Source organism: Sphingobium psychrophilum (assembly GCF_012927105.1).
GTDB classification, from domain to species: domain Bacteria; phylum Pseudomonadota; class Alphaproteobacteria; order Sphingomonadales; family Sphingomonadaceae; genus Sphingobium; species Sphingobium psychrophilum.
This window is the reverse complement of sequence record NZ_JABBFV010000003.1, coordinates 194,401-217,067: the sequence shown is the minus strand read 5'-3', so window position 1 is coordinate 217,067 and position 22,667 is coordinate 194,401. Positions and strand designations below refer to the sequence as shown.

21 protein-coding genes are annotated in these 22,667 nt (G+C 64.7%); 15 read left to right on the top strand and 6 right to left on the bottom strand.

Annotated features, from left to right (window positions below; translation table 11 throughout):
• The 4 genes from HHL08_RS06065 to HHL08_RS06050 form a co-directional block, all read right to left on the bottom strand.
• The gene (locus HHL08_RS06065) at positions 1-1,587 is read right to left on the bottom strand and encodes a flavin monoamine oxidase family protein (protein WP_169571586.1); all 1,587 of its coding nucleotides are present in this window, start codon (positions 1,585-1,587) and stop codon (positions 1-3) included.
• A 26-nt stretch (positions 1,588-1,613) separates the two neighbouring features.
• Positions 1,614-2,096, bottom strand: coding sequence for a RidA family protein (locus HHL08_RS06060; protein WP_169571585.1), 483 nt, complete (start codon positions 2,094-2,096; stop codon positions 1,614-1,616).
• Between the two features lie 76 nt (positions 2,097-2,172).
• Positions 2,173-4,809 (bottom strand): TonB-dependent receptor plug domain-containing protein, encoded by a 2,637-nt coding sequence (locus tag HHL08_RS06055; protein WP_169571584.1) that lies wholly within the window; start codon positions 4,807-4,809, stop codon positions 2,173-2,175.
• A gap of 251 nt (positions 4,810-5,060) precedes the next feature.
• Complete coding sequence (locus tag HHL08_RS06050) at positions 5,061-5,657, bottom strand: TlpA family protein disulfide reductase (protein WP_169571583.1); 597 nt, start codon at positions 5,655-5,657, stop codon at positions 5,061-5,063.
• A gap of 43 nt (positions 5,658-5,700) precedes the next feature.
• Between HHL08_RS06050 and argH the strand changes: the two genes are divergently transcribed.
• Genes argH through HHL08_RS06030 form a run of 4 tightly spaced genes read left to right on the top strand, consistent with a single transcriptional unit; the run spans position 5,701 to position 9,373 of the window.
• On the top strand, positions 5,701-7,071 hold the full coding sequence (gene argH / locus HHL08_RS06045; protein WP_169571582.1) for an argininosuccinate lyase: 1,371 nt from the start codon (positions 5,701-5,703) through the stop codon (positions 7,069-7,071).
• Positions 7,068-7,325 (top strand): hypothetical protein, encoded by a 258-nt coding sequence (locus HHL08_RS06040; RefSeq protein WP_169571581.1) that lies wholly within the window; start codon positions 7,068-7,070, stop codon positions 7,323-7,325. Before argH ends, HHL08_RS06040 begins: the two co-directional genes overlap by 4 nt.
• 18 nt (positions 7,326-7,343) lie before the next feature.
• Positions 7,344-8,609, top strand: coding sequence for a diaminopimelate decarboxylase (gene lysA, locus HHL08_RS06035; RefSeq protein ID WP_169571580.1), 1,266 nt, complete (start codon positions 7,344-7,346; stop codon positions 8,607-8,609).
• Positions 8,609-9,373 (top strand): precorrin-2 dehydrogenase/sirohydrochlorin ferrochelatase family protein, encoded by a 765-nt coding sequence (locus HHL08_RS06030; protein ID WP_169571579.1) that lies wholly within the window; start codon positions 8,609-8,611, stop codon positions 9,371-9,373. Before lysA ends, HHL08_RS06030 begins: the two co-directional genes overlap by 1 nt.
• Here the strand turns inward: HHL08_RS06030 and HHL08_RS06025 are convergent.
• Positions 9,364-9,987, bottom strand: a complete 624-nt coding sequence (locus tag HHL08_RS06025) for a response regulator transcription factor (RefSeq protein WP_169571578.1) — start codon at positions 9,985-9,987, stop codon at positions 9,364-9,366. The genes HHL08_RS06030 and HHL08_RS06025 overlap by 10 nt on opposite strands.
• A 157-nt stretch (positions 9,988-10,144) precedes the next feature.
• Between HHL08_RS06025 and HHL08_RS06020 the strand changes: the two genes are divergently transcribed.
• From HHL08_RS06020 to HHL08_RS06005, 4 genes are all read left to right on the top strand, one after another.
• Entirely contained in the window at positions 10,145-10,285 is a 141-nt protein-coding gene (locus HHL08_RS06020; RefSeq protein ID WP_169571577.1) for a hypothetical protein, read from the top strand.
• Complete coding sequence (locus HHL08_RS06015; protein WP_328804580.1) at positions 10,282-11,094, top strand: hypothetical protein; 813 nt, start codon at positions 10,282-10,284, stop codon at positions 11,092-11,094. The genes HHL08_RS06020 and HHL08_RS06015 overlap by 4 nt, the downstream gene beginning before the upstream one ends.
• On the top strand, positions 11,082-12,005 hold the full coding sequence (locus HHL08_RS06010; RefSeq protein ID WP_169571576.1) for a transposase: 924 nt from the start codon (positions 11,082-11,084) through the stop codon (positions 12,003-12,005). The genes HHL08_RS06015 and HHL08_RS06010 overlap by 13 nt, the downstream gene beginning before the upstream one ends.
• 75 nt (positions 12,006-12,080) lie before the next feature.
• Positions 12,081-12,647, top strand: coding sequence for a winged helix-turn-helix domain-containing protein (locus HHL08_RS06005; protein ID WP_169571575.1), 567 nt, complete (start codon positions 12,081-12,083; stop codon positions 12,645-12,647).
• A 22-nt stretch (positions 12,648-12,669) separates the two neighbouring features.
• Here the strand turns inward: HHL08_RS06005 and HHL08_RS06000 are convergent, their stop codons facing one another.
• The gene (locus HHL08_RS06000; protein ID WP_169571574.1) at positions 12,670-13,341 is read right to left on the bottom strand and encodes a TetR/AcrR family transcriptional regulator; all 672 of its coding nucleotides are present in this window, start codon (positions 13,339-13,341) and stop codon (positions 12,670-12,672) included.
• 89 nt (positions 13,342-13,430) lie between these two features.
• Between HHL08_RS06000 and HHL08_RS05995 the strand changes: the two genes are divergently transcribed.
• From HHL08_RS05995 to HHL08_RS05965, 7 genes are all read left to right on the top strand, one after another.
• On the top strand, positions 13,431-14,945 hold the full coding sequence (locus tag HHL08_RS05995) for an efflux transporter outer membrane subunit (protein ID WP_169571573.1): 1,515 nt from the start codon (positions 13,431-13,433) through the stop codon (positions 14,943-14,945).
• Positions 14,938-16,089 (top strand): EmrA/EmrK family multidrug efflux transporter periplasmic adaptor subunit, encoded by a 1,152-nt coding sequence (locus HHL08_RS05990; RefSeq protein WP_169571572.1) that lies wholly within the window; start codon positions 14,938-14,940, stop codon positions 16,087-16,089. Before HHL08_RS05995 ends, HHL08_RS05990 begins: the two co-directional genes overlap by 8 nt.
• Before the next feature lie 23 nt (positions 16,090-16,112).
• Positions 16,113-17,642 carry a DHA2 family efflux MFS transporter permease subunit gene (locus HHL08_RS05985; protein ID WP_169571571.1) on the top strand — a complete coding sequence of 510 codons (1,530 nt, stop codon included), beginning with the start codon at positions 16,113-16,115 and terminating at the stop codon, positions 17,640-17,642.
• Positions 17,643-17,730: 88 nt separating this feature from the next.
• Positions 17,731-18,315 carry an ANTAR domain-containing response regulator gene (locus HHL08_RS05980; RefSeq protein ID WP_169571570.1) on the top strand — a complete coding sequence of 195 codons (585 nt, stop codon included), beginning with the start codon at positions 17,731-17,733 and terminating at the stop codon, positions 18,313-18,315.
• The gene (locus HHL08_RS05975; protein ID WP_169571569.1) at positions 18,312-19,526 is read left to right on the top strand and encodes a CmpA/NrtA family ABC transporter substrate-binding protein; all 1,215 of its coding nucleotides are present in this window, start codon (positions 18,312-18,314) and stop codon (positions 19,524-19,526) included. The genes HHL08_RS05980 and HHL08_RS05975 overlap by 4 nt, the downstream gene beginning before the upstream one ends.
• 257 nt (positions 19,527-19,783) lie before the next feature.
• Positions 19,784-21,028 carry a nitrate/nitrite transporter gene (locus HHL08_RS05970; protein ID WP_169571568.1) on the top strand — a complete coding sequence of 415 codons (1,245 nt, stop codon included), beginning with the start codon at positions 19,784-19,786 and terminating at the stop codon, positions 21,026-21,028.
• A 224-nt stretch (positions 21,029-21,252) separates the two neighbouring features.
• Entirely contained in the window at positions 21,253-22,473 is a 1,221-nt protein-coding gene (locus HHL08_RS05965; protein WP_169571567.1) for a hypothetical protein, read from the top strand.
• Positions 22,474-22,667: the final 194 nt, after the last annotated feature.

The following is a 22,667-nucleotide window of genomic DNA, read 5'->3' as shown; positions in this document are numbered from 1 at the left end:
TCAGGCCGCCTGCGTGCGTTCGTGGATCTGGGTGATCGCGTCGATGCCCGACAGGATCGATCCTTCCATCCAGCCGCCATAGTAGCTGGCATGTTCGCCCGCCAGGACCACGCGGTTGTCGAGCGTGACGAGGTTTTTGTAATGCGCCTTGCGGTTATCCTCGCTCCAGGCGGAGGTGCAGCCCAGGATCCAGGGCACGCGGCTCCACGGCACGGATACGCCGTTCATATATTCCTTGCGATATTGCGGGTGGAATACCTCGCCCTGCGCCAGGGCCGTTTCGATGCGTTGTTGCGGCGTCATGCCCGCCAGCTGGAAACCGGCCAGATCACGGGCGAAGGCGCCCAGCAGGACGGCGGGGCCACGCCCGAACATCTTGTCATTGGGATAGGATAGCTGGGTGATCGACTGGTCGGTGAAGCTGTGGCCGCCATAGATATTATCGTCTTCCTCCCAGAAGCGACGCTTAAATTCCAGGCCGATCTTGACGTGGCCGCCATAGGGAACCGCTTTCATCGCGGCTTTGAGCGCCGGGGACACCTGCATGTCGACCTGGCTGATGATCGAGAGCGGGATGGTGCAGACACAATAGTCGGCGCTGACATCGTGCATCTGGCCGCTTGCGACATCCTTGTAGCTGACGGTGACGCCCTTATCCGACTGGGCGACCTTAACCGCCTTGGCGTTGTAGGTCACGATCTTGCCGATCTTCTTGGCGAAGGCCTTGCCGATCATGTCCATGCCGCCGACAGGTTGGAACATCGTCGTCTGCATCACATAGCTGAAATAGAAGGACATGGCGGTCCAGACCTGCGGGTCGAGCACGTCCTGCAATTTGGCGATCTGCGAGGGGGTGGGGGCACCGTTGCGGCCGCCGCCGGGCGCTTGGTCGTAGCCGCGCTGGGCGGAGACTTTGAGGCTGCTGGTGTAGGCCATATTCTTGTCGAGCACGCCCCAGCCGCGCAGCGCCTCCATCAGTTTTTCCTGGTCCTCGGCCGACAGTTTGTCGTCCAGCGCCTTGGCGCTGATCGCCTTGGCCAGCAGTTCGGACGTATGGCCCTTGAAGTCGGTCGCGACTTCCTTGTAGCGCATCGGCTTGCCACCGAAGGCTTCGGACGAATGGATGAAGCCATTATGGTTCAGCTGGATGAAGGGTTCCAGCGCGACGCCGAACTGGCGGCAATAATGGAGCAGCGCCTTGTGATGATGGGGGATGCGCCAGGGGCCCGGGTTGAGATAATTGCCCGGCGCAAACTGCACCTTCTGCACCGTGCCGTCGCTTTCGGTGAAGCTGTCGCCGCCGCGCAACGAGTAATTGCGGCCGCCGGGGCGATCCTGAAATTCCAGTATCTTGACGCTATAGCCGGCCTTTTGCAGCTCATAGGCGGCGGCCATGCCGGCCAGGCCAGCGCCCAGGATGACGACCGAGGCACCGGGCTTTGCGCCGGTCAGGACGGGCGGGCCGGTGAACTGGGTTTCGGCGGCGTGGCCGAGCGCGGTCATCGCCTGATACATGGCGGCGGCACCGCCGACCTTGCCGATCATGGTCAGAAGGTCGCGGCGGCTGGGTGCGGTGCTGTCGGTCATGATGTCCCCCCTTTTGTGAATGTCGTTCAGGGCGCCTTGGCGGCGATCGCTTCGATCTCGACCAGTTGCTGCGGCCGGGCGAGGCCGGCGATCTGGAAGGCGGAACGGGTCGGCAGGTTGGGCTGGTCGGCGGTGCCGAAGAATTTCTTGTAGGATTTGGTCATGCCGTCGCGGTCCATCTTGCCCCCCAGCTTGGGATCGCCGACCAGGAATACGGTGAGCTTGACGACGTCGCTCATGGTGAGGCCCAGTTCGGCGAGTTGCGCCTTCATCTTGGTGAAGATGGACAGGGTCTGCGCTTCGGTATCGCCGAAAGCGTCGGGGCTTTCGACGTCCTTGGGGTCGATCGGCGCGCCGGTCGCGCCGGAGAGATAATAGAGGGTGCTGCCGGGCGGGATGATGGCCGCGCTGGCGATCATGGCACCGGGCGCCTGCTTATGTTCGACGGTGGCGGCCTGGGCGGAAGGTACGGCCATGGCGGCCAGCAGGAAGGCGAAACGCGCGGTCATGGACAATTCCCCATAGGAACAATGGTAAGAAAAAGGGCCGGTCCTTGCCGGACCGGCCCTTCCCTCGTGACTTCGATCAGAATTTGAAGTCGATGCGGGCGTAATAATAGCCGCCCGACGTGCTGTAGGCGCTGTGGCCGTAGGAGGCGCTGTAGGAGCCAGAGCCGTTTTCATAGGGCGACACGCCGGTCGGCACGACCACGCCCTTCAGAAGCTTGGGGATTTCCGGCTTCTTGTTAAACAGATTGTTGGCGCCCAGCGAGAAGGTGACATTGTCGGTAAAGTCGTAGTTCACCTCCAGGTCGGTGATGGCCGCTGCCTTGGCCACGCCGTTGAAGTAGAGCTGGTTGGCGTTTACCCCGTTCACCAGAGAGCCGTCGGCGATCAGGAAACCGCCTTCGGGGATCACGATCGATCCGTTGGCCGACGTGGTGAAGGCCGGACGCACCAGGACGCTGGTCTTGCCGTAGAAGGTTTCGCGCAGGTTGACGGCGAAACGGCCGCTTTTGAACAGAGCGTTGGCAACGACCTTATAGTCCGGGCTGGCGCGTTCGATATTGCTTTCCGATGCGGCGTTGAACAGCGGATAGCCCAGCTTGTTGTTGGTGATCTTCGTCTTGTTATAGTTGGCGGTCAGCGACAGGTTGAGCTGACCAAAGTCCAGCGCGACCGGATAGCTGGCCGAGAAGTCGATGCCCCAGGTGCGGGTATCGACGGCGTTGGTGAAGCTCTGCACGCCGATCGTGCCGTTAGTGAACAAAGCACTGTCGAGGACGATGCCCGCGGCGTTGAGGGCGGTCAGAATGTCCGCGCCGCCGGGCTGCGCCACGCCGTTGAGGACGGCGTTGCGGGCCGCGGTGCCGGTGATCCGATCCTTGATCTTGATCAGATAACCATCGACCGTGACGGTCAGCTTGTTGGTTGGACGAACCACGAAGCCGGCCGAGAAGTTCTTCGACTTTTCAGGCTTCAGCGAATCGAAGCCCAGCAATGCTGCGGCAGGCGACCCGGCGGGAAGCTGTGCGATGGCGCTGGTCGGGCCGACGTTGATGGTCGAATATTTCTGTTCCTGCAGCGTCGGCGCACGGAAGCCCGTGCTGGCGGTGCCGCGGATGGCGAAGGCGTCGGAGAAGTCGTAGCGGGTCGTGACCTTGCCGATCAGCGTGTCGCCGAAATCGGTATAGTCTTCGTAACGGCCCGCAAGATCGACGCTCCAGGCATCGGTCGGCTTGACGATGAAGTTGAGGTAGCCGGCCTTGGAGCTACGCTGAAATTCGCCAGCGTCGCTCGCCTTGTAACCGGGGAAGGACTGAACGCCGGTCTTGTAGGTCGAGATGGAATCACCAGCGATGATTTCATACTCATCCTTGCGATATTCGCCACCGAACGCCATCGTGATCGGCGTCGCCATGCCGACGTCAAATTCCTTGCGGATGTCGGTGGTCAACGTCGTCTGGGCGAGCTTGAAACCGCCATCATAGGCGCTGTCCGGCGTGTTGGCGACGCCGATGCCGCGCAGCTGATTCTGGTAACTTTCCTGCCAGATTTCGCGATGGGCCGACGCTTCGGTCCAGATATCGTCCTTTTGCGACCCATAGGTGCCGGACACGTCATAGTTCCAGCCGCCGCCAAATTCGCCTTTGACACCAACGGTGAAGCTATATTCGTTTTCGATCACATGCTGGAGCGGGACCATGCCGACGACGCCGGTGTCGCCATAGCAGATGCTGGGATCATAGGCGGCCGAGGTGACGTTGCCGCCCGTGTTGCCGGCTTCGTAGCAGATCCGCTTGGGATGGCGGTAACCCTGCTTGGCCCAGCCTTCACGGCGGCTATAGTCGCCGAAGCTGTAAAGTTCGACGCCGCCGAAATCATAACCCATATTGTAGAAGGCGACGTTGAGGTTGGTCTTGGGCTGGCCGCCGTTGATGCCCGACAGCGCGTCGCCGGTCAGGTTCGACCATTGGGCAGGCGCATTGGATTGTAACGTACCGTCCTGCTTGGTCACCAGAACCTGGCCCTTGCCGACGGTGGTGTAATCCTGGCGGCGATGGAACAGGGTCAGGTTGAAGAAGCCGTCCTCGCCCAGTTTGAAGCCGACATTACCGGAGGCGGAGAAAAGTTCGCCCTCGCTGTCATAATATTGGCCGCCGGTGACCTTGAACGTGCCGCCGTCGGTCTGGTCCTTGAGGATGAAGTTCAAGACGCCCGCGATCGCGTCGGTGCCGTAAACGGCCGCTGCGCCTTCCTGCAACACTTCGACGCGCGAAATGGCGTCAGGCGGGATGACGTCGATGCTGGGCGCGGCCGAACCCTGGAACGCGCCGGAGATGACCTGAAGAATGGCGTTGCCGTGGCGGCGCTTGCCATTGACCAGGATCAGCGTGTGGTTGGGGCTGAGGCCGCGCAGGCGGGCCGACAGCGAGAAGCTGGACAGATCGGTGCCCTGGGTCTGGGCGGTGAAGCCCGGCACCATCTGGGTCAGAACCTGGTTGAGGTTCGGCTGGCCGACATGGCTGATGGCTTCTTCGCTCAATACCTGAACCGGCGCGGCAGATTCGGCGGCTGAAATGCCGACGGCGCGGGTGCCGGTGACGATGATGGCGGCACCTTCATCGGTCTGTGGTTCCTGGGGTGCGTCCTGCGCGATGGCGCAGGCGGACCAGGACGAAGCGAGAATAAGTGAAAGTTTGAGCGCGGACAGTCGCGTCATTCATGCCCCCTGTTTTTGCATTTATGATGACAAGGGGGATGACGGACGGGCTGTAGCAATCCTCTATTGCAGTGCAAAAAAATGCGCTAAAACGCAATATTTCTCAATTGTTTCCATGACAAAAGCGTTTGAGAATATTATCGGGATCGGACGGTGGACAAGTGACAACTGTGCATCACCGCCACGCCAGTTTGCAATCAACTGGCATGGCGGGTTTTTGACTCTGGTTCGTTATCGGTCCCTCTTATTGATCAAGACGCCATCGCCGCGTCGATCAACGCCTTCGCCTCCGGCCCTTTCCAGTCCATCGCGCCGATCACCCGCACCATTTCCTTGCCTTGGCGGTCATAGATGACGGTGGTGGGCAGCAGGCCGGTGGCATAGTGGAAGCCGAACTGGTTTTCCGGGTCGGCCCAGCCCTTGAGATGGGGCAGGTCATGTTTGGCGAAGAAGGGCATGGCGGCTTTCAGTCCCTGATTGTCCTGCGAGATGGTGAGGACGGCCAGCCCCTTGGGACCGTAGGTCGCCGCGATCCGGTCCAGCGTGGGCATTTCCGCGATGCAGGGCGCGCACCAGGTCGCCCAGAGATTGACCAGCAGCGGCTTGCCCGCGAAATCCTGCAACGTCTTTTCGCCGCCTTGCGGGTCTTGGAAGGCGAAGTCGGGGGCTGGCGTGCCCGCCTTGCTGCGGTCGAGCCGATAGTCGAAGGCGCCATCCTTCTTCGTGGCACCGCCGGTGGCTTCGCCCGTCGTCGCCGGAACCTCGCCGGGGAGGGCGGCATTGGCTTGCTCCTTAGGCGGCGATTGCCTATCGCAAGCCGCCAGAGCGGCAGGCAGGAGCAGTATCATTAGCGCGCGGAATGACGATATCACGGAAGCAGGCTCCAACAGCATGTGGGGCGGCCGGTTCGCCGCCGGCCCGGCATCGATCATGCGTGAGATAAATGCCTCCATCCCCTTCGACAAGCGATTGTGGAAACAGGATATCGCCGGGTCCAAGGCGCATGTCGCGATGCTGGCCCAGCAAGGCATCGTCGAGGGCGAGGATGCGCAGGCGATCACCGAGGGTTTGAACCGGATCGCGGCCGAATATGAAGCGAACGGCGTACCGGTGAATCTGGACCTGGAAGACATTCATATGGTCACCGAGTCGCGGCTCGCCGAGCTGATCGGGCCAGTGGCGGGGCGGCTGCACACGGCGCGCAGCCGCAACGACCAGGTGGCGACCGATTTCCGCCTGTGGGTGCGCGATGCGATCGACGAGGTCGAGGCGGGCTTGCTGAGTCTGCAACGCGCGCTGGTGACGCGGGCGGAAGAGAATGCCGATGCGGTGATGCCGGGCTTTACCCATTTGCAGTCGGCGCAGCCGGTGACGCTGGGGCATCATCTGATGGCCTATTATGAAATGGTGCGGCGCGACCGCAGCCGCTTTGCCGATGCGCGCGTGCGGCTGAACGAATGTCCGCTGGGCGCGGCGGCGCTGGCGGGGACCGGATTCCCGACCGATCGCCATGCGACGGCGGCGGCTCTGGGTTTCGCCAAGCCGACCGACAACAGCCTGGACAGCGTGAGCGATCGCGACTTCGCGCTCGATTATCTGATGGCGGCGACGCAGGCGTCGCTGCATCTGTCGCGGCTGGCCGAGGAGTTCATCATCTGGGCGAGCCAGCCCTTCGGCTTCGTGAAACTGCCCGACGCCTATTCGACCGGCAGCTCGATCATGCCGCAGAAGCGCAATCCCGATGCGGCCGAGCTGGTGCGTGGCCATGCCGGGCGCATCATGGGGTGCATGACGGCGTTGTGCGTGACGATGAAGGGGCTGCCGCTCGCCTATTCCAAGGATATGCAGGACGACAAGCCGCCGGTGTTCGAGGCGCACGACCTGCTGGCGCTATCGATCGCGGCGATGACCGGGATGGTCGAGACGGTGACGTTCCGCACCGACCGGATGCGGGGCCTGGCCGAAAGCGGCTTTGCGACCGCGACCGACCTGGCTGATTGGCTGGTGCGGGAAGGGGGCATCCCCTTCCGCGAGGCGCATCATATCACCGGGCGCGCGGTGGCGGCGGCGGAGGCGGCGGCGGTGCCGATGGACCAGTTGCCGATCGCGACGCTGAAAGAGATCGACGCGCGGATCGACGAGCGGGTCTATGCGGTGCTGACGGTCGATGCGTCGGTCGCCAGTCGCCAGAGCCATGGCGGCACGGCCCCGTCGCAGGTAAGGGCGCGGATAGCGCAGGCGAAAGAGGAGCTGGGATCATGAAGACACGGACGCTGGCTGGCCTGTCCATGATCGCGCTGGCGCTGGCCGGATGCGGCGGGCGTCAGCCGTTGAAACCCGTTACCGGGCAGAATGTGGCCGCGGTGCCGACCGGGGCGGCGACGGCGCCGACATCGACGGAGTTGATGACGCCATCCATCCAGGCGCGGCCGCAGCGCAATGTCGAATTGCTGACGCAATCCCGGCAAAGGGCCGACGATCCGTTCGACCTGCCGCCTGAAAAGCGGCCGCAATAAGCTTTTAAGGACGCAAAGTTGGACCATTTTGACTATGTGAACGGCGCCATGCAGGTGGAGCAGGTGCCGTTGGACGTGATTGCCGATGCGGTCGGCACGCCCGTCTATGTCTATTCCACCGCGACGCTGGAGCGCCATGTCAGCGTGTTTCGCGACGGGCTGAGCGCGCTGGAAAATCCGCTGATCGCCTTTGCGGTCAAGGCCAATCCCAATGCCGCCGTGCTGGCGACGCTGGGAAAACTCGGCCTGGGCGCGGATGTGGTGTCGGGCGGCGAGTTGCTGCGCGCGATCGCGGCGGGCATCCCGGCCGACCGCATCGTCTTTTCTGGCGTCGGCAAGACCGCGCAGGAAATGCGGCTGGCGCTGGAAAAGGGCATCTACCAGTTCAATCTGGAGAGCGAGCCGGAAGCCGAGATGCTGTCGGCGGTCGCGCTGTCGATGGGGAAGCGCGCGGCCGTAGCCTATCGCATCAATCCCGATGTCGATGCGGGCACGCATGCCAAGATTTCGACCGGCAAGTCCGAGAATAAGTTCGGCATTCCCTATGACCGGGCGCTGGAAAGCTATGCCGCGGCGCGTGATCTGCCGGGGCTGGATGTGCAGGGCGTGGCCGTGCATATCGGCAGCCAGCTAACCGACCTTGCGCCGCTGGAAGCCGCCTTCACCAAGGTCGGCGTGCTGATCGAGAAGCTGCGGGCGGCGGGGCATGACATTCGCACCGCCGATCTGGGCGGCGGCCTCGGCGTGCCCTATGATCCGTCGCAGCCTTTGCCACCCACGCCCGCCGCCTATGGCGCGATGGTGTGCCGGGTGACGCAGGGTTGGCCGGTGCGGTTGATGTTCGAGCCGGGCCGGGTGATCGTGGGCAATGCGGGCGCTTTGCTGTCGCGCGTGGTGCGGGTGAAGCAGGGCGCAAAGGCACCGTTCGTGATCGTCGATGCAGCGATGAACGACCTGATGCGGCCGAGCCTCTATGACGCCTGGCATGATATCCGCGCGGTAAAGCCGGCGGGTGTGCGCGAAACCGCCAATGTGGTGGGTCCGGTGTGCGAGACGGGCGATACCTTCGCCATGCATCGCGACATGGATGTGGTGCAGGCGGGCGACCTGGTCGCTTTCATGACTGCGGGCGCTTATGGCGCGACGATGGCGGGCACCTATAACAGCCGGCCGCTGACGCCCGAAGTGTTGGTGTCTGGCGACAAATGGGCGGTGGTGCGCGCACGGCCGCCGATCGAGGCGCTGATCGAGGGCGACATCATCCCCGACTGGGTCGGCCGCTGATGCAGAGCCTGCCCGTCTTTTTGCGGCTGACGGGCCGGCCGGTCATATTGACGGGCGAGGGCGAAGCGGCCGATGCCAAGCGCCGGCTGCTGGAGCGGGCGGGCGCGATCGTGGTGGGCGAAGAGGATGCGGCGGCGCGGATCGCGATCGTGGCGGATGGTGACGCAGCGACCGTGGCGCGGCTGCGGGCGCGGGGCGTGCTGGTCAACGCGACCGATGTGCCCGACCTGTGCGACTTCACCCTGCCGGCGATCGTGGACCGCGATCCGGTGCTGATCGCGATCGGCACTGGCGGGGCGTCTGCGGGGCTGGCCAAGGCGTTGCGGCAGCGGCTGGAGGCGATGCTGCCGGCGCGGTTGGGCAACCTGGCGACGGCGCTGTTTGCGGGGCGGGCGGCGATCCGGGCGCGCTGGCCGGATGCGGCTGAGCGGCGGCGGGCGATCGATGCCGGGCTGGCCCCTGGCGGGCCGATCGATCCGCTGCGCGACGGGGCGGTCGATGGCGTGCCGGGCTGGCTGGCGGCGGAGGGCGTAGTGACGCCGTCGCGGCTGGAGGTGATCCGGTTGCGGTCGGGCGATCCCGACGACCTGACATTGCGGGCGGCGCGGCTGCTGGGCGAAGCGGACTGCGTCTATCATCATCCGGTTGTGGCCGCGGCGATATTGGACCGGGCGCGGGCGGATGCGGTGCGGATCATGGCTGATGGGCCGCCCGAAATGCCGGGTGAAGGCTTGTCGCTATGGCTGGAGATGGATCAGCCCTGAGCGGCGTGGAGGCGTTCAACCTCGTCATGCAGCGCCTGGATGGAGGAGACGAGACGGGCGCGGTCGAGCTGCATTTCGCGCAGCGCTTCGCGGGTTTCGCCCAGTTCCACCGCGCGGCGAGCGATGCGGGCGTCGAGTTCGGCATTGTGGCGGGTGAGGGTGCCGACCTGTTCGGCGCGCTGGCACAGATGGCGCAGGCGGGCGTCGAGCACGTCGAAATCAAAGGGTTTGACGACATGGTCGTCGGCCCCGGCGGCGAGCGCCTCTACCGTGGACTGGCTGTCGAGCCGTCCGGCAATCATGACGAAACAGGCGTTGCCGCCCAGATTGGCGGCGCGGATCTTCTGCATGGTGGCGACCGCCGGCAGCATCGTCAGGCCCATGTCGATCAGGATGACGTCGACCGGGCGGGTGACGAGCAGATTAAGCGCGATGAAGCCGTTTTCGGCCAGCACCACGTCATAGTTGAGATGCGACAAGCGGCGGGCGACGACGGCGCGCGCAGTCGGATTTTCATCGACCAGAAGCAGGCGCAGGCGGCGCGGGGATCGCGACGTTTCGGCTGCGCCGTCCTGTTCGCCATGGCGGATGCGATTGCGCTTGAAGATCGGCATGTCGTCCCACTTTTTCCGATTTTGGCCTGACCAGGAAAAGGATAGGAAGCGCGCCCGAAGAAATGGTTAACGCGGGGATCAGCGATTAATTTGATTTAATTGGTCCAGGCGCGGCGCGGGCCATAGCCTCCATCCGACAGCGAAAGAGGAGGTCATTATGCCTGAACAGATCACACAGCTTGCCATCGACGATATTGCAGACCTGCACGACGGCGCCAGCCTGTTCGGCCTGGAGGATCGCGACGCGCTGGAAATCAGCGTGATGGACGTGGTGATCGCTGTGATCGTGCGGCCGTGATCCCGGCGGCGCTGGCCGAGGCGGTCGATACGGCCGAGGCCGCGCCGATCGACCGGGCGGTGGCGCTGATCCGGCCTTTCCTGTCGGACATTGGCTGGTTCGACGCGCTGCTGGCCGAGGAAATACAGGCGATGGCGGGCGACCCCCGCCATTTGCCGGGCTTTCGCGCCAGTCGGCAGGGGGGAGCGCGCCATCTGGTGCTGGCGCGGACTGAGCGAATATGGCTGACCGCGAGCCTGCTGGATGGCGGGCAGGCACCGTCTGAACGGGTGCATTTTTCCGGGCGGGTAAGCCTGTGCCGTCCTTTGAACGGGCCGTTGGCGGGCGACGCCTGGCGGCTGGAGGGCGCGCGGGCGATGATGGCCGGCGCGCGGATCTGTGCGGCGGGGGCAACGATCGAACTGGACGAGCGGCGGGAGGCGCTGTGGGTGCGGCCGACCGACGCGCCGCTGATGCTGCTGCGCGCGCAAGTAGCGCCGACCGGGCCGGTGCAGGCGCGCATCCATGATCGCAGCGACGGACGGACGATCGCCAGCGCGCAGGCGGATGAAGGCCATGCCCGCGCGCTGATGCTGTTGTCGCTGCTGCGGCTGCAAGGCCGGCGCGACGCCGCCGACCAGTTTGCGCAGGCGCTGGACGCGCCGCTGCCGGGCCAGCGCTGGGCGGTGATGCGGGAATATCTGGCGCTCGACACGGCGCGCGCCTTGCCGGCGCTGCGGGCGATGGCGGGGCGGGAGATCGATGCGGTCGTGCGCGGACTGGCGACGCGGACGTTGCGGCAGGTGGAGGGCATGCCATGCCCCGCCTGATCGAGCCGCGGGAGGACGAGGCGGTCATCGACCTGGAGGCGCTGATCGACTGGTGCGAGAGCGCGGCGTTCGACCCGACATGCGAAGAGGGGCTGGCGGCGGCGGCGCCCATGCTGCGCGCGCTGTCGCGCAACCGTGATTTCCTGTCGGACCTGGCGGTGGCGGAGTTGAAGGATCGCTGCGCCGGGCAGAGGCGGGTCAATCCCTATTCGGCGCAAGTGCTGCTGCTCCATCCTCCGACCGACCGCTATGTGCTGCGCGCCGCCTTCTGGCCGGCGGAGCGCGACCATGTGGTGCGGATGAGTGGAGCGTCGGCGTTCCTTTATCATGTGCCGCATGACCATAGTTTCGACTTTCTGACTATCGGCTATCTGGGGCCGGGCTATGCGTCGGACTATTATGAGTATGATCCCGACGGCGTGGCCGGTTCGGATGGAGAGATGGTGGCGTTGCGCTTCGTCGAGCGCAGTTGCCTGTCGGAAGGCAGGATGCTGCTCTATCGCGCTAATCGCGACGTGCATGCGCAATTGCCGGCGGAGTCGCTGTCGGTGTCGCTCAACATATTGGCCAGTGCGCCCGATCAGGGGTGGCGGCGGCAATATCGGTTCGATACGGCGCGCGGCGCGATCGCTCAATGTATGACGGTGGCGAGCGCGCAACTGCTGCTGGAACTGGCGGTCGGGTGCGGCGGCGGCAATGCGATCGACCTGGCGCATGAATTTGCCGCTGGGCATCCCGTTGACGCGATTCGCTGGACCGCCTGGCGCGCCATCGGCGCAGCGCTGGAAGATGACGCCGCGCGGCTCAGCCATGCCGAACAGGGCACGGGCAGCAGCAGTCCGCTGATCCGCCACGGGGGCGAGACGGCGCTGCGAAACATCCATAACGGACATGAAATGGCTTGTTTTTAACCCTCCCCACGGGTCGGATGTAGAGGACGAAAACATGGCGGGCCGATTGTGGGCAGAAGGGTGGAATGCCATGGCATGGGGGCGGATTTCGCGCCGGTCGCGAGGGCGCTGAGCGCGCGCGGAGTGGAACTGGCGATCCAGCCGGGTCGGGACAAGTGGCCGCTGGTGCGGGTCGGCGACGCGACCATATTATGGCAGGGCATAGACGATCCGGCCGCCCGCGCCCGCGCGCTGGAGGCGGGGGTCCAGGAGGTGGTCGGTCCCTGGATGCATGAGGCCGAGACGGTGGCGCGGATCATCCGCCTGGCCGATGCGGAACAGCCCCGGCTTCGGCTGGGCGCGTTGACGATCAAGCTGGTGGATCGGCGGGTCGAGCGGAACGGCCGGCCGATCCCGCTGCTCGCGCGGGAATATGCGCTGCTGCTCCATCTCGCGCGGCTGCCGGGGCAGGCGGTGAGCCGGACGGAATTGCTGCGCGCAGTCTGGCAACTGGACTTCGATCCTGGCACCAATAGTGTCGAGGTGCATATGTCGCGCCTGCGCGGCAAGCTGGATCGTGGCTTTGCCGTGGCGATGCTGCATACGATCAAGGGGCGGGGCTATGCGCTGTGCCCGGACGGATATTGGCCAGACCCCGGCTGATCATGGGGGATGGCGCAGGGTGTCAGACGATTGCGGCGTCCGGCTGGGGCCGGGATTGGGGCGCATAGGCGCGCAAGAAGATATCGACGGCGAAGGCGGCGTCGGCGGCGATTTCATTGGGCGCGGGACGGTCGATGCGGCCGATCAGCATCTGTTGGTGGCAACCGGACAGCGACAGCGACAATAGTGCGCGTGCGGCGTCGATCGGGTCGGCCGACCGCAATTGCCCGCGCGTCATTGCGCCGTGCAGGAAGTCGGCCAGCAACAGCCGGGTGTTCTGCGGTGCCAGGTCGAAGAAAATCTTGCTGAGTTCAGGAAAGCGGCGTCCTTGGGCGACGATCAGGCGATGCAGGGCGCTGGCGTCGGGCGAAGTAACCTTCTCAATCAGGCTGCGGCACGCGCTTTGCAAAGTAGGCTCCAGCGAGCCATGGGGATCGAGGATTTGCGAGAGTCGGCCCTGATAGGCTTTGGCCGCCCGCTCGACCACGGCGGCGAACAGGGCTTCCTTCGATGGAAAATATTTCCATAAGGTGCCCTTGGACCCGCCCAGTTCCGCCGCAATGCCCGACATGGTGGTGTCGGCGAAGCCATGTTCGAGGAAATAAACCTGTGCCACGCTCAGGATCGCGTCGCGCCGATCCTTGCGACGAACTTCCCTTCTGCTGGGAATCAGGGGCGTGTCAGGGGGGGTCATAAAATCGTACCATAGAGTACGCTATTTCAGTTGACAAGGCCAGGCGGGGGCGGCAAGTGCAATTTTCATACTAGGTGGTACGGTTTGATATGTCCGTGAGTCGCATTGCCCTGGCCGCCCGCACGGGCGGCATGGCGTCTTCCATCCTGCTGCTGGCCGCCTGCGCCACAGTCCCCGATCTGGGCGCCAAGCCCGAGATGCGCACCCCCGCCAGCGTGGCGGCGGAACGCAGCCTGGCGGCTGCGCCTGTGGCCTGGCCGGGCGATGGCTGGTGGAGCGCCTATGGCGATCCACAGCTGGAGGCGCTGATCACCGAAGGACTGCGCGCGTCGCCCGACGTCGCCGCCGCCAGCGCCCGTTTCCGCAAGGCGGCAGGCATGGCGCAGCAGGCGGGTGCGGCGTTGTTGCCGTCGGTCGATCTGGAAGCGAGCGGCGCTGCGACCAAGCAAAGCTATAATATGGGCATGCCCCAGAATTTCGTGCCGAAGGGCTGGCTGGGCACCGGCCGCGTAGCGCTGGACATGGGCTTCGACCTCGACCTGTGGGGCCGGAACAAGGCGGCGCTGGCGGCCGCCACGTCCGAAACGCGCGCGGCACAGATCGACGCGCAGCAGGCGCGGCTGGCGCTGACGACGGGAATAGCCGACGCCTATGCCGACCTGGCGCGGCTGCATGACGAAGCGGACATCGCCCGGCAGACGCTGGACATCCGCATGGCGAGCCAGAAGCTGGCCGCGGACCGGCAGCGCAATGGGCTGGATACGCGCGGCAGCGTGCGGCAGGCGGACGCCACCGTATCGTCAGCGCGCGCGCAATTGAGCGCCGCGACGATGGCGATCGAACTGCGCCAGCATCAGATCGCGGCGCTGATCGGGGCGGGGCCGGACCGCGGTCTATCGATCGGTCGGCCAAAGATCGGCGCGCTTGCGCCGCTGGGCCTGCCCGCCGACGTCACCACCAATCTGGTCGCCCGCCGTCCCGACATCGCCGCCGCGCTGGCCCGCGCCGAGGCGGCGGCCAAGCGGATCAAGGTGGCCCATGCCGACTTCTTCCCGGCGCTGCGGCTGAGCGCGCTGATTGGCGTGCAGTCGCTGGGCTATGACACGGTGTTCACCGGCACGTCGGCGACCGGCACGCCCAAGCCGTTCATCAACAGCCTGTTCGACAAGGGATCGCTGTTCGGCACGGTCGGCCCGGCGTTCAGCCTGCCAATCTTCCATGGCGGGGCGTTGCAGGGCCAGTATCGCGGCGCGCGCGCCACTTATGACGAGGCGGTCGCGTCCTATGACAAGACCGTGCTGGCCGCCTATCAGGAGGTTGCCGACGCCGTGACCATGCGCAAGACGCTGGACCAGCGGCTGGTGGATGCCCGCGCGGCGGTCGCCGCGTCGCAGGATGCCTATGGCATCGCGCAGAAGCGCTACAAGGGCGGGCTGTCCACCTACCTCGACGTACTAAATGTCGAGGACCAGTTGCTGGGCGCGCGCCAGTCCCTTGCAGGGTTGGAGGCGAGCGCCTTCTCCACTGATATTGCCCTTATCCGTGCGCTGGGCGGCGGTTTTGCCGCCAGCGACTTCCAGTCCAAGGATCGACCCCATGGCTGACGCCAATCCGCAAACCACCGCGCCTGATAGCGACGACATGCAGCAGGAAGGCCGCCAGTCGGCGCGCAAGACATGGCTGACCCGGCTTGGCCTGGTCGTCATTGTCGGCGGACTGCTGTGGGGTGCCTGGTATATGCTGGTCGGGCGCACGCATGTCGCCACCGACAATGCTTATGTGAACGCCGAAATGGCGCAGGTGACGCCGCTGATGTCCGCGCAGGCGATCGAGGTGCTGGTCAGCGATACCCAGCAGGTCAAGCGCGGCGACATATTGGTGAAGCTGGACCCCACCGACGCGCAGATCGCCGTGGCGCAGGCGGAGGCCGACCTGGCCGAAGCCAAGCGCAAGTTCCGCCAGACGAGCGCGACCAGCACGTCGCTGGCGGCGCAGGTGGATGCGCGCGGCGCCGACATCGTGCAGGCGCGCGCGCAGCTGGCGACGGCGCAGGCCGACTTTGAAAAGGCGCGGATCGACCTGCAACGGCGCGAGGCGCTGGTTGGCGATGGCGCGGTGTCGGGCGATGAGGTGACCAGTGCGCGCAAAGGCTATGCCGCCGCGCGGGCGGCGCTCGACCTGGCGCGCGCCGGCGTTTTGACCGCGCAGGCGACGCGCAGCGCGGCGAGCGGGCAATTGGCGGCCAATGATGCGCTGGTGCGCGGATCGACGGTCGACAGCGATCCGGGCGTCATGGTGGCGAAGGCGAAGCTGGATTCAGCGAAGCTCAATCTCGACCGTGCCATCATTCGCGCGCCGATCGACGGCGTCGTCACCAAGCGGCAGGTGCAGGTGGGGCAGCGCGTGGCGCAGGGTAGCCCGATCATGAGCATCGTGCCGCTGGCCCAGGTCTATGTCGACGCCAATTTCAAGGAAAAGCAGTTGCGCGGCGTGACCGTCGGCATGCCCGCCAAGGTGACGTCCGACCTGTATGGCGGGGACGTCGTCTATCATGGCAAGGTCGTCGGCTTTTCCGGCGGAACCGGATCGTCCATGTCGCTGATCCCGGCGCAGAATGCGACCGGCAACTGGATCAAGGTGGTGCAGCGCCTGCCGCTGCGCATCGCGCTCGACCCCAAGGAACTGGCGGCGCATCCGTTGCGCGTCGGCCTGTCCATGGATGTCGAGATCGACCTGTCCGAGAAGTAAGACCAAAAAGGAAACTGCGGGCAATGAGCAGCGACGACGATATCTTTTCGCGACTCTCCCCGCGCGCCCGGACCCTGGCGGGGCTAGTGCTGGCGATGAGCAATCTGATGGTCGTGCTCGACCTGACGATCGCCAATGTGTCGGTGCCCCATATCGCTGGCAACCTGGGCATTTCGCCGGATCAGGGCACCTGGATCATCACATCCTATGCGGTGGCGGAGGCGATCTGCGTGCCGTTGACCGGATGGCTGGCGCAGCGATTCGGCGTGGTGCGCATGTTCACCTGGGCAATGATCGGCTTTGGCCTGTTTTCCGTCCTGTGCGGCCTGTCCTCGACGCTGACCATGCTGGTCGCCTGCCGCATCGGGCAGGGCATTTGCGGTGGGCCGATCATGCCCATGTCGCAGACATTAATGATGCGCATCTTTCCACCCGAAATGCGGGGTCGAGCCATGGGGTTGTGGGCGATGACCACGCTGATGGGGCCGGCTTTGGGACCGATCGTGGGTGGTTATATCAGCGACAATTGGAGCTGGCACTGGATCTTCTTCATCAACCTGCCGATCGCGGTGATGTGCATATTGGCGGCGCAGGCGCTGCTGAAGCCGGTGGAGACGGAGACGGCCCGTGTGCCAATCGACAAGATGGGACTATTCCTGCTGGTTTTCTGGATCGGCTGTTTGCAGATCATGCTGGATATCGGCCGTGACCATGACTGGTTCGCCGATCCTTTGATCGTGGCGCTGGCGCTGCTGGCGGTCATCGGCTTCATCGCTTTCGTCATATGGGAATTGACCGAGGAGCATCCGGTGGTCGACCTGCGGGTGTTCCGCCATGTCGGTTTCAGTTCCGGCCTATTCACCATGTCGCTGTGCTTTGGCGCCTATTTCGCCAGCATCGTGGTGATTCCGCAATGGTTGCAGATGTCGATGGGCTATACCGCGACATTGGCGGGCATCGTCACCGCGCTGACGGCGATGGCGGCATTGTTCACGGCCCCCATCGCGGGTTACCTGCTGTCGCGGGTCGATGTGCGATTGATGATTTCGGGCGCCGTCGCCTGGATCGGCATCATGTCCCTGGTGCGCGCCCATTGGACCAGCGGCGTCGATTTCGACACGATGATTATTCCGCAATTCGTGCAGGGCTTTGCCTTGCCTTTCTTCTTCATTCCGCTGACCACGCTGACGCTGGGATCGGTGCTGCCCAGCGAAACCGCGTCGGCCGCGGGCCTGCAGAATTTCGTGCGGACCATGGCGACGGCGATCGCGACGTCGCTGGTGCTGACCAGTTGGGGCGATGCCCAGCGCGTATCGCGCAACGACATGGCGGGCGTTTTGCAACCCGAGCAGACGCAATCGCTGCTGTCGAGCCTGGGCTTTTCCCCCGAACAGGCGCGGCAGACGATTTCCAACCTGGTCGAGCAGGAGGCGATTGTCATGGCGGTCGATCATATCTTCTTCCTATCGGCAATGATCCTGTTCGCGGCGGCGGTGATCGTGTGGATCGCGCCCAAGCCGCGGAGCGATGTCGACACCTCCGCCGCGCACTAAGCGTCAGGATGGCCGCAGGGCGATCCGCCGCCCGATTGACGCGGCGCAGCATCGCGGCCAGTGAAGGGGCGAAAAGAGGCCAAGGTAGATGCGAATCGTCATCATCGATGACAGCGGGCTGCGCGCGACGGTTCTGGAGGAGGGGCTGCGCGAGGCGGGCTATGACGATATCCACATCGTCCCCCCGCGTGGTGCGTTCGTCGCGCGGCTGGAGCGCATGGCGCCCGATGTCGTGCTGATGGACCTGGGCAGTCCCAGCCGCGACACGCTGGAGGAAATGCTGACCGTCAGCCGCGCGCTCGCCCGGCCGATCGCGATGTTCGTGGACCAGTCGGACGAAGCGATGATCGGCGCGGCGATCGACGCGGGCGTGTCCGCCTATGTCGTCGATGGCCTGCGCAAGGAGCGGGTGAAGCCGGTGCTGGAACTGGCGGTGCGGCGGTTCAATGCCTTCGCCAAGATCCAGGGCGAACTGGACGAGGCGCGCACCGCGCTGTCCGACCGCAAGATCATCGACCGGGCCAAGTCGATCCTGATGAACCAGCGGTCGCTGAGCGAGCAGGACGCCTATGCGCTGCTGCGGTCCGCGGCGATGAACCAGGGCAAGAAGATCGTGGAGGTGAGCCAGGCGCTGATCACCGCGAGCGACCTGTTGGGCGGAGGGGGATTATGACGACGGACCTGAAAATCGCCTTCCTGCCGTTGACCGATGCCGCCGTGCTGGTGGCCGCGCGCGAGCAGGGCTTTGCCGAAGAAGAGGGGATCGCGCTGGAACTGGTGCGATCGACCAGTTGGGCGACGCTGCGCGACCGATTGGTCTATGGCCAGGTCCATGCCGCGCAGATGCTGGCGCCGCTGGCCGTCGCGGTGACATTGGGCCTGAGCCAGCAGCCCGCCGCGTTGGCCGCACCCTACAAGCTGAACGTCAACGGCAATATGCTGGTGATGACCAGCGATTTTGCCGCCGCGCTGGAACCCGATGTGGCGCGCCGCATTGCTGATCCGCTGGGCACGGCGCATGATTTCGCCGCCGCGATCGGCCTGTGGCGGCGTAAGCCGGTGATCGGCGTGGTGCATCGCTTTTCCAGTCATGCGATGATGCTGCGCTATTGGTTGGCGAGCGCGGGGATCGACCCCGACAAGGATGTAGTGTTGCGCGTGCTGCCACCGTCGCTGACGGTGGAGGCGATGCGCGCGGGCGAGATTGACGGTTTCATCGCGGGCGAACCGTGGGGCAGCGCCGCAGTCGAGGCGGGACTGGCCGAGACGGTGGCGATCGGCGAGCGCATCTGGCGGCGGGGGGTGGAGAAGATACTGGCCTTCCGCGAGGCATGGCTGGAGGAAAATCCCGATACCGTCGATCGGCTGCTGCGGGCGCTGGCGCGGGCGGCTGCCTGGTGCGACGATGGGGGCAATCATGCGGCGCTGGCGGAACTGCTGGCGCAGCCGCGCTATGTCGATCAGCCGGCCGACCTGATCACGCGCGCGCTTTCCGGGCAGATGGTGGCGCGGGCGGGCGAAGCGCCGGTGGCCAATCCCGACTTCATGTTGTTTTCGCGCGAGGCGACGCCCTTTCCCTGGCGCAGCCAGGCGCTGTGGATCTATTCGCAGCTGGTGCGGTGGAACATGGTCGAGCATGACGCCGCCACGGCGGCCAAGGCGGGCGCGGTGTTCCGGCCGGACGTGTATCGCCGGGCGCTTGCGAATAGCGATGTCGCCATGCCGGGGGCGAGCATGAAGCTGGAAGGGGCGGTCGACCTGCCGCTGGCGGTGGGATCGCGCCGGGGCGAATTGACGCTGGGGCCGGACCGCTTCTTCGACGGGCGGGTGTTCGACCCCGAACGGATCGAGGATTATCTGGCGGGCTTCGTCGCTGGGCGGTGATGGATTCGCCGACAATGACGGATCGACAGCTGCCGGACTGAAAAGCCACGCAATTTTGTGCCTTGCAACATGATGCGAATCGCGAGATAACATAGGTGTCGCGCGATGAAGCGCGCGTTTCGGATGTGCCGTCCCAATGTGGGGACCAGCATCCTCACCGACATTCGCAGCAAAGCCGCTGACCGGATTTACCGCCAAGGTAACGTCCGGCCTGCGGCTTTTTTTCGTGTCCATTTCCGTTTATTGGGGGACGTAGCATGGCAACCGCTTATTGGGATCGTGAAGGGGAGGGTGCAGCGCCTGTACCCGCGACAAGTTTTTGGAAGGCCGGCCATACGCCGACCTTGATCGCCGCATTCCTGTATTTCGACCTCGCCTTCATGGTGTGGGTGCTGCTGGGGCCGCTTGCGCCCATGATTTCCAAGACGCTGATGCTGACCCCGGCCGAAAAGGGCCTGATGGTCGCGGTGCCGACGCTGGCGGGCGCGCTGCTGCGCGTGGTCAACGGTTTGCTGGTCGATCGGATCGGACCGAAACTGTCGGGTGCGATCAGCCAGGTCATTGTGATCATTGGCTTGTTCACTGCCTGGATGATGGGCGTGAACAGCTTTGGCGGCACATTGGCGTTGGGCGTCATATTGGGCTTTGCGGGCGCGAGTTTCGCGATCGCGCTGCCGCTGGCGAGCCGCTGGTATCCGCCAGAGCATCAGGGCAAGGCCATGGGCCTGGCTGGAATGGGCAATTCGGGCACGGTCCTGGCGTCGCTGTTCGCGCCGGTGCTGGCCAAGATTTTCGGGTGGAACGCGGTGCTGGGCCTGGCCTGCATCCCACTGACGATCGTGTTCGTCGTCTATATGATCATGGCGAAGGATGCGCCCAATGCGCCCCCGGCCAAGAAGCTGGTCGATTATTTCGAACCTCTCAAACAGGCTGACGCCTGGTGGCTCATGGGCTTTTATGCGGTGACGTTCGGCGGTTTCGTCGGCCTGGCCGCGAGCCTGCCGATCTACTTCACCGACCAGTTCGGCCTGACCCCGATCGTGGCGGGTTATTGCACTGCGGGCTGCGTCTTTGCCGGGTCGCTGGTGCGGCCGATGGGGGGCGCGCTGGCCGACAGGATCGGCGGCGTGAAGACGCTGACCATGGTGTTGATCGTCGCGGCGCTGGCGCTGGCCGGGGTAGCTTTTGCCACAACCTTGGTCGGTGCATTGGGTCTGTTCGTCCTCGCCATGCTGGCGCTGGGCACCGGCAACGGATCGGTCTTCCAGTTGGTGCCGCAGCGGTTCCAGGCGGAAATCGGCGTGATGACTGGCCTGGTCGGCATGGCTGGCGGTATCGGCGGCTTCTACCTCGCCAGTTCGCTGGGGATCGCCAAGCAGTTTACTGGCAGCTTCGCATCGGGCTTCCTGATCTTTGCCGGGCTGGCGGTGGTCGCCCTGCTTGGCCTGCTGCTGGTCAAGGGCAAGTGGCGCGCGACCTGGACCACGGGCGCGCGCATCTAACAGGGTAGGAGAGGAGGCGGCGGCCCATCGTCAAGCATCGCACCAGCGATGCGACACAATGAAAGGCTGCCGCCCCAAATGTAACACCGTTCGGGCTGAGCGAAGTCGAAGCCCCTCACTGAGCGCAGCGAAGATGCTTCGCCTCCGCTCAGCAGAGCCCTTCGACTTCGCTAAGGGCGAACGGGATTGTATCCGAATCTTCGTCCGAGGGGGGACGATTTCCCATGAAAAATATTATCATATCGGCGGCCGTACTGGCCGTCGCAGGGACGGCCATGTCCGCGCCGGTCCGTGCCCAGGAATTTACGCTCAAGCCCGTCGCCGAAGCGCGGTTGCGTTATGAGCAGGTCGATCAGGACGGCCTCGCCAAGCAAGCCGACGCCCTGACCGTTCGCGCCCGCGCCGGGCTGGTGGCCACCAGCGGCGCGCTGTCAGCGAGCGTGGTGGGCCAGGGGACGCTGGCCGTCATCGACCGCTATTATGACGGGGTGAATGGCGCGGCGACCCGGCCGATCGTGGCTGATCCGGATAATATCGCGCTCTATATCGCGCAGCTGCAATATAAGACCAAGGCGCTGACGCTGACCGGCGGGCGGCAGAAAATCGTGCTGGATGACGAACGGTTCGTGGGCAATGTCGCCTTTCGCGACAACGCGCAGACGTTCGACGCGGTGCGGGCCGAATGGGCGCCCGCCAAGGGGCTGAAGCTGGACGTAAGCTACGCCTGGAGCGTGCGGACGATATGGGGTTTCCAGGGCAAGGGCGCGCGGCAGCAGGCGGTGAGCGGCGATAATATCCTGGCCAACCTGTCCTATGTTACGCCCGTCGGCACGCTGACCGGCTTTGGCTATATGGTGGATCAGGACGAGGCGGCGATGCAGGGATTTCGCATGTCCAGCCAGACCTATGGCGTGCGGCTGGCGGGAGGGCGGCCGCTCTCCAAGGTCGCCAAGATCAGCTACCAGTTCAGCTATGCGCGGCAGTCCGACCATCATCGCAATCCCAATAATTACAGCGCGGATTACTGGCTGGCGGATGCCACACTGGACGTGCGGGGGTGGAAGCTGAACGCGGGCTATGAGGTGCTGGGCGCCAGCAGCGGGGCGGCTTTGACCAGTTTCCAGACGCCGCTGGGCACCAACTTCAAGTTTCAGGGCTGGGCCGACAAGTTTCTGGTCACGCCGGCCAATGGCGTGCGCGACCTGTATGTCGGTGGTGGCTATGGCTGGAAGCAGCTGGGGCCGATGACGGGCGTGGCGCTGGCGGCGACGTGGCACCGGTTCGACAGCGACCGGCTGAACCTGCATTATGGCAATGAGTGGAACCTCATTGCATCTGCCAAGGTGAAGAAGACCGCCTTGTCCGTGCGCTATGCCCATTATGACGCCAAGGCGATGGCGACGGACACCGACAAGCTGTGGTTGCAGGCCGATTGGGCCATCTGATTGAAATCGCATGAGAGGAATCGCTTGAGTGGTCGAGCGATTCCCCATATGCTGCACTGCAAGGGACAAGGATGTCCTTCTCACATAGCCGCGGCGGTTCAGGGTAGAACCGGCAAGGCGCATATGATGGCAAAGCCGCCATCCTGACTTTCGGTTCTTACCGGGGGTCAGGATGGCGGCTTTTTTGGTTTCTG

Bases quoted from the DNA above. Each gene is read 5' to 3' on its own strand.
- HHL08_RS06005 (WP_169571575.1), top strand. From the start codon at position 12,081: ATGGGGGCGGATTTCGCGCCGGTCGCGAGGGCGCTGAGCGCGCGCGGA.
- HHL08_RS05985 (WP_169571571.1), top strand. From the start codon at position 16,113: ATGAGCAGCGACGACGATATCTTTTCGCGACTCTCCCCGCGCGCCCGG.
- HHL08_RS06065 (WP_169571586.1), bottom strand. From the start codon at position 1,587: ATGACCGACAGCACCGCACCCAGCCGCCGCGACCTTCTGACCATGATC.
- HHL08_RS05995 (WP_169571573.1), top strand. From the start codon at position 13,431: ATGTCCGTGAGTCGCATTGCCCTGGCCGCCCGCACGGGCGGCATGGCG.
- HHL08_RS05970 (WP_169571568.1), top strand. From the start codon at position 19,784: ATGGCAACCGCTTATTGGGATCGTGAAGGGGAGGGTGCAGCGCCTGTA.
- HHL08_RS06000 (WP_169571574.1), bottom strand. From the start codon at position 13,341: ATGACCCCCCCTGACACGCCCCTGATTCCCAGCAGAAGGGAAGTTCGT.
- HHL08_RS06050 (WP_169571583.1), bottom strand. From the start codon at position 5,657: ATGATACTGCTCCTGCCTGCCGCTCTGGCGGCTTGCGATAGGCAATCG.
- HHL08_RS06055 (WP_169571584.1), bottom strand. From the start codon at position 4,809: ATGACGCGACTGTCCGCGCTCAAACTTTCACTTATTCTCGCTTCGTCC.
- HHL08_RS06020 (WP_169571577.1), top strand. From the start codon at position 10,145: ATGCCTGAACAGATCACACAGCTTGCCATCGACGATATTGCAGACCTG.
- HHL08_RS05990 (WP_169571572.1), top strand. From the start codon at position 14,938: ATGGCTGACGCCAATCCGCAAACCACCGCGCCTGATAGCGACGACATG.
- HHL08_RS05965 (WP_169571567.1), top strand. From the start codon at position 21,253: ATGAAAAATATTATCATATCGGCGGCCGTACTGGCCGTCGCAGGGACG.
- HHL08_RS06040 (WP_169571581.1), top strand. From the start codon at position 7,068: ATGAAGACACGGACGCTGGCTGGCCTGTCCATGATCGCGCTGGCGCTG.
- HHL08_RS06060 (WP_169571585.1), bottom strand. From the start codon at position 2,096: ATGACCGCGCGTTTCGCCTTCCTGCTGGCCGCCATGGCCGTACCTTCC.
- HHL08_RS06025 (WP_169571578.1), bottom strand. From the start codon at position 9,987: ATGCCGATCTTCAAGCGCAATCGCATCCGCCATGGCGAACAGGACGGC.
- HHL08_RS05975 (WP_169571569.1), top strand. From the start codon at position 18,312: ATGACGACGGACCTGAAAATCGCCTTCCTGCCGTTGACCGATGCCGCC.
- HHL08_RS06010 (WP_169571576.1), top strand. From the start codon at position 11,082: ATGCCCCGCCTGATCGAGCCGCGGGAGGACGAGGCGGTCATCGACCTG.
- argH (WP_169571582.1), top strand. From the start codon at position 5,701: ATGTGGGGCGGCCGGTTCGCCGCCGGCCCGGCATCGATCATGCGTGAG.
- HHL08_RS05980 (WP_169571570.1), top strand. From the start codon at position 17,731: ATGCGAATCGTCATCATCGATGACAGCGGGCTGCGCGCGACGGTTCTG.
- HHL08_RS06030 (WP_169571579.1), top strand. From the start codon at position 8,609: ATGCAGAGCCTGCCCGTCTTTTTGCGGCTGACGGGCCGGCCGGTCATA.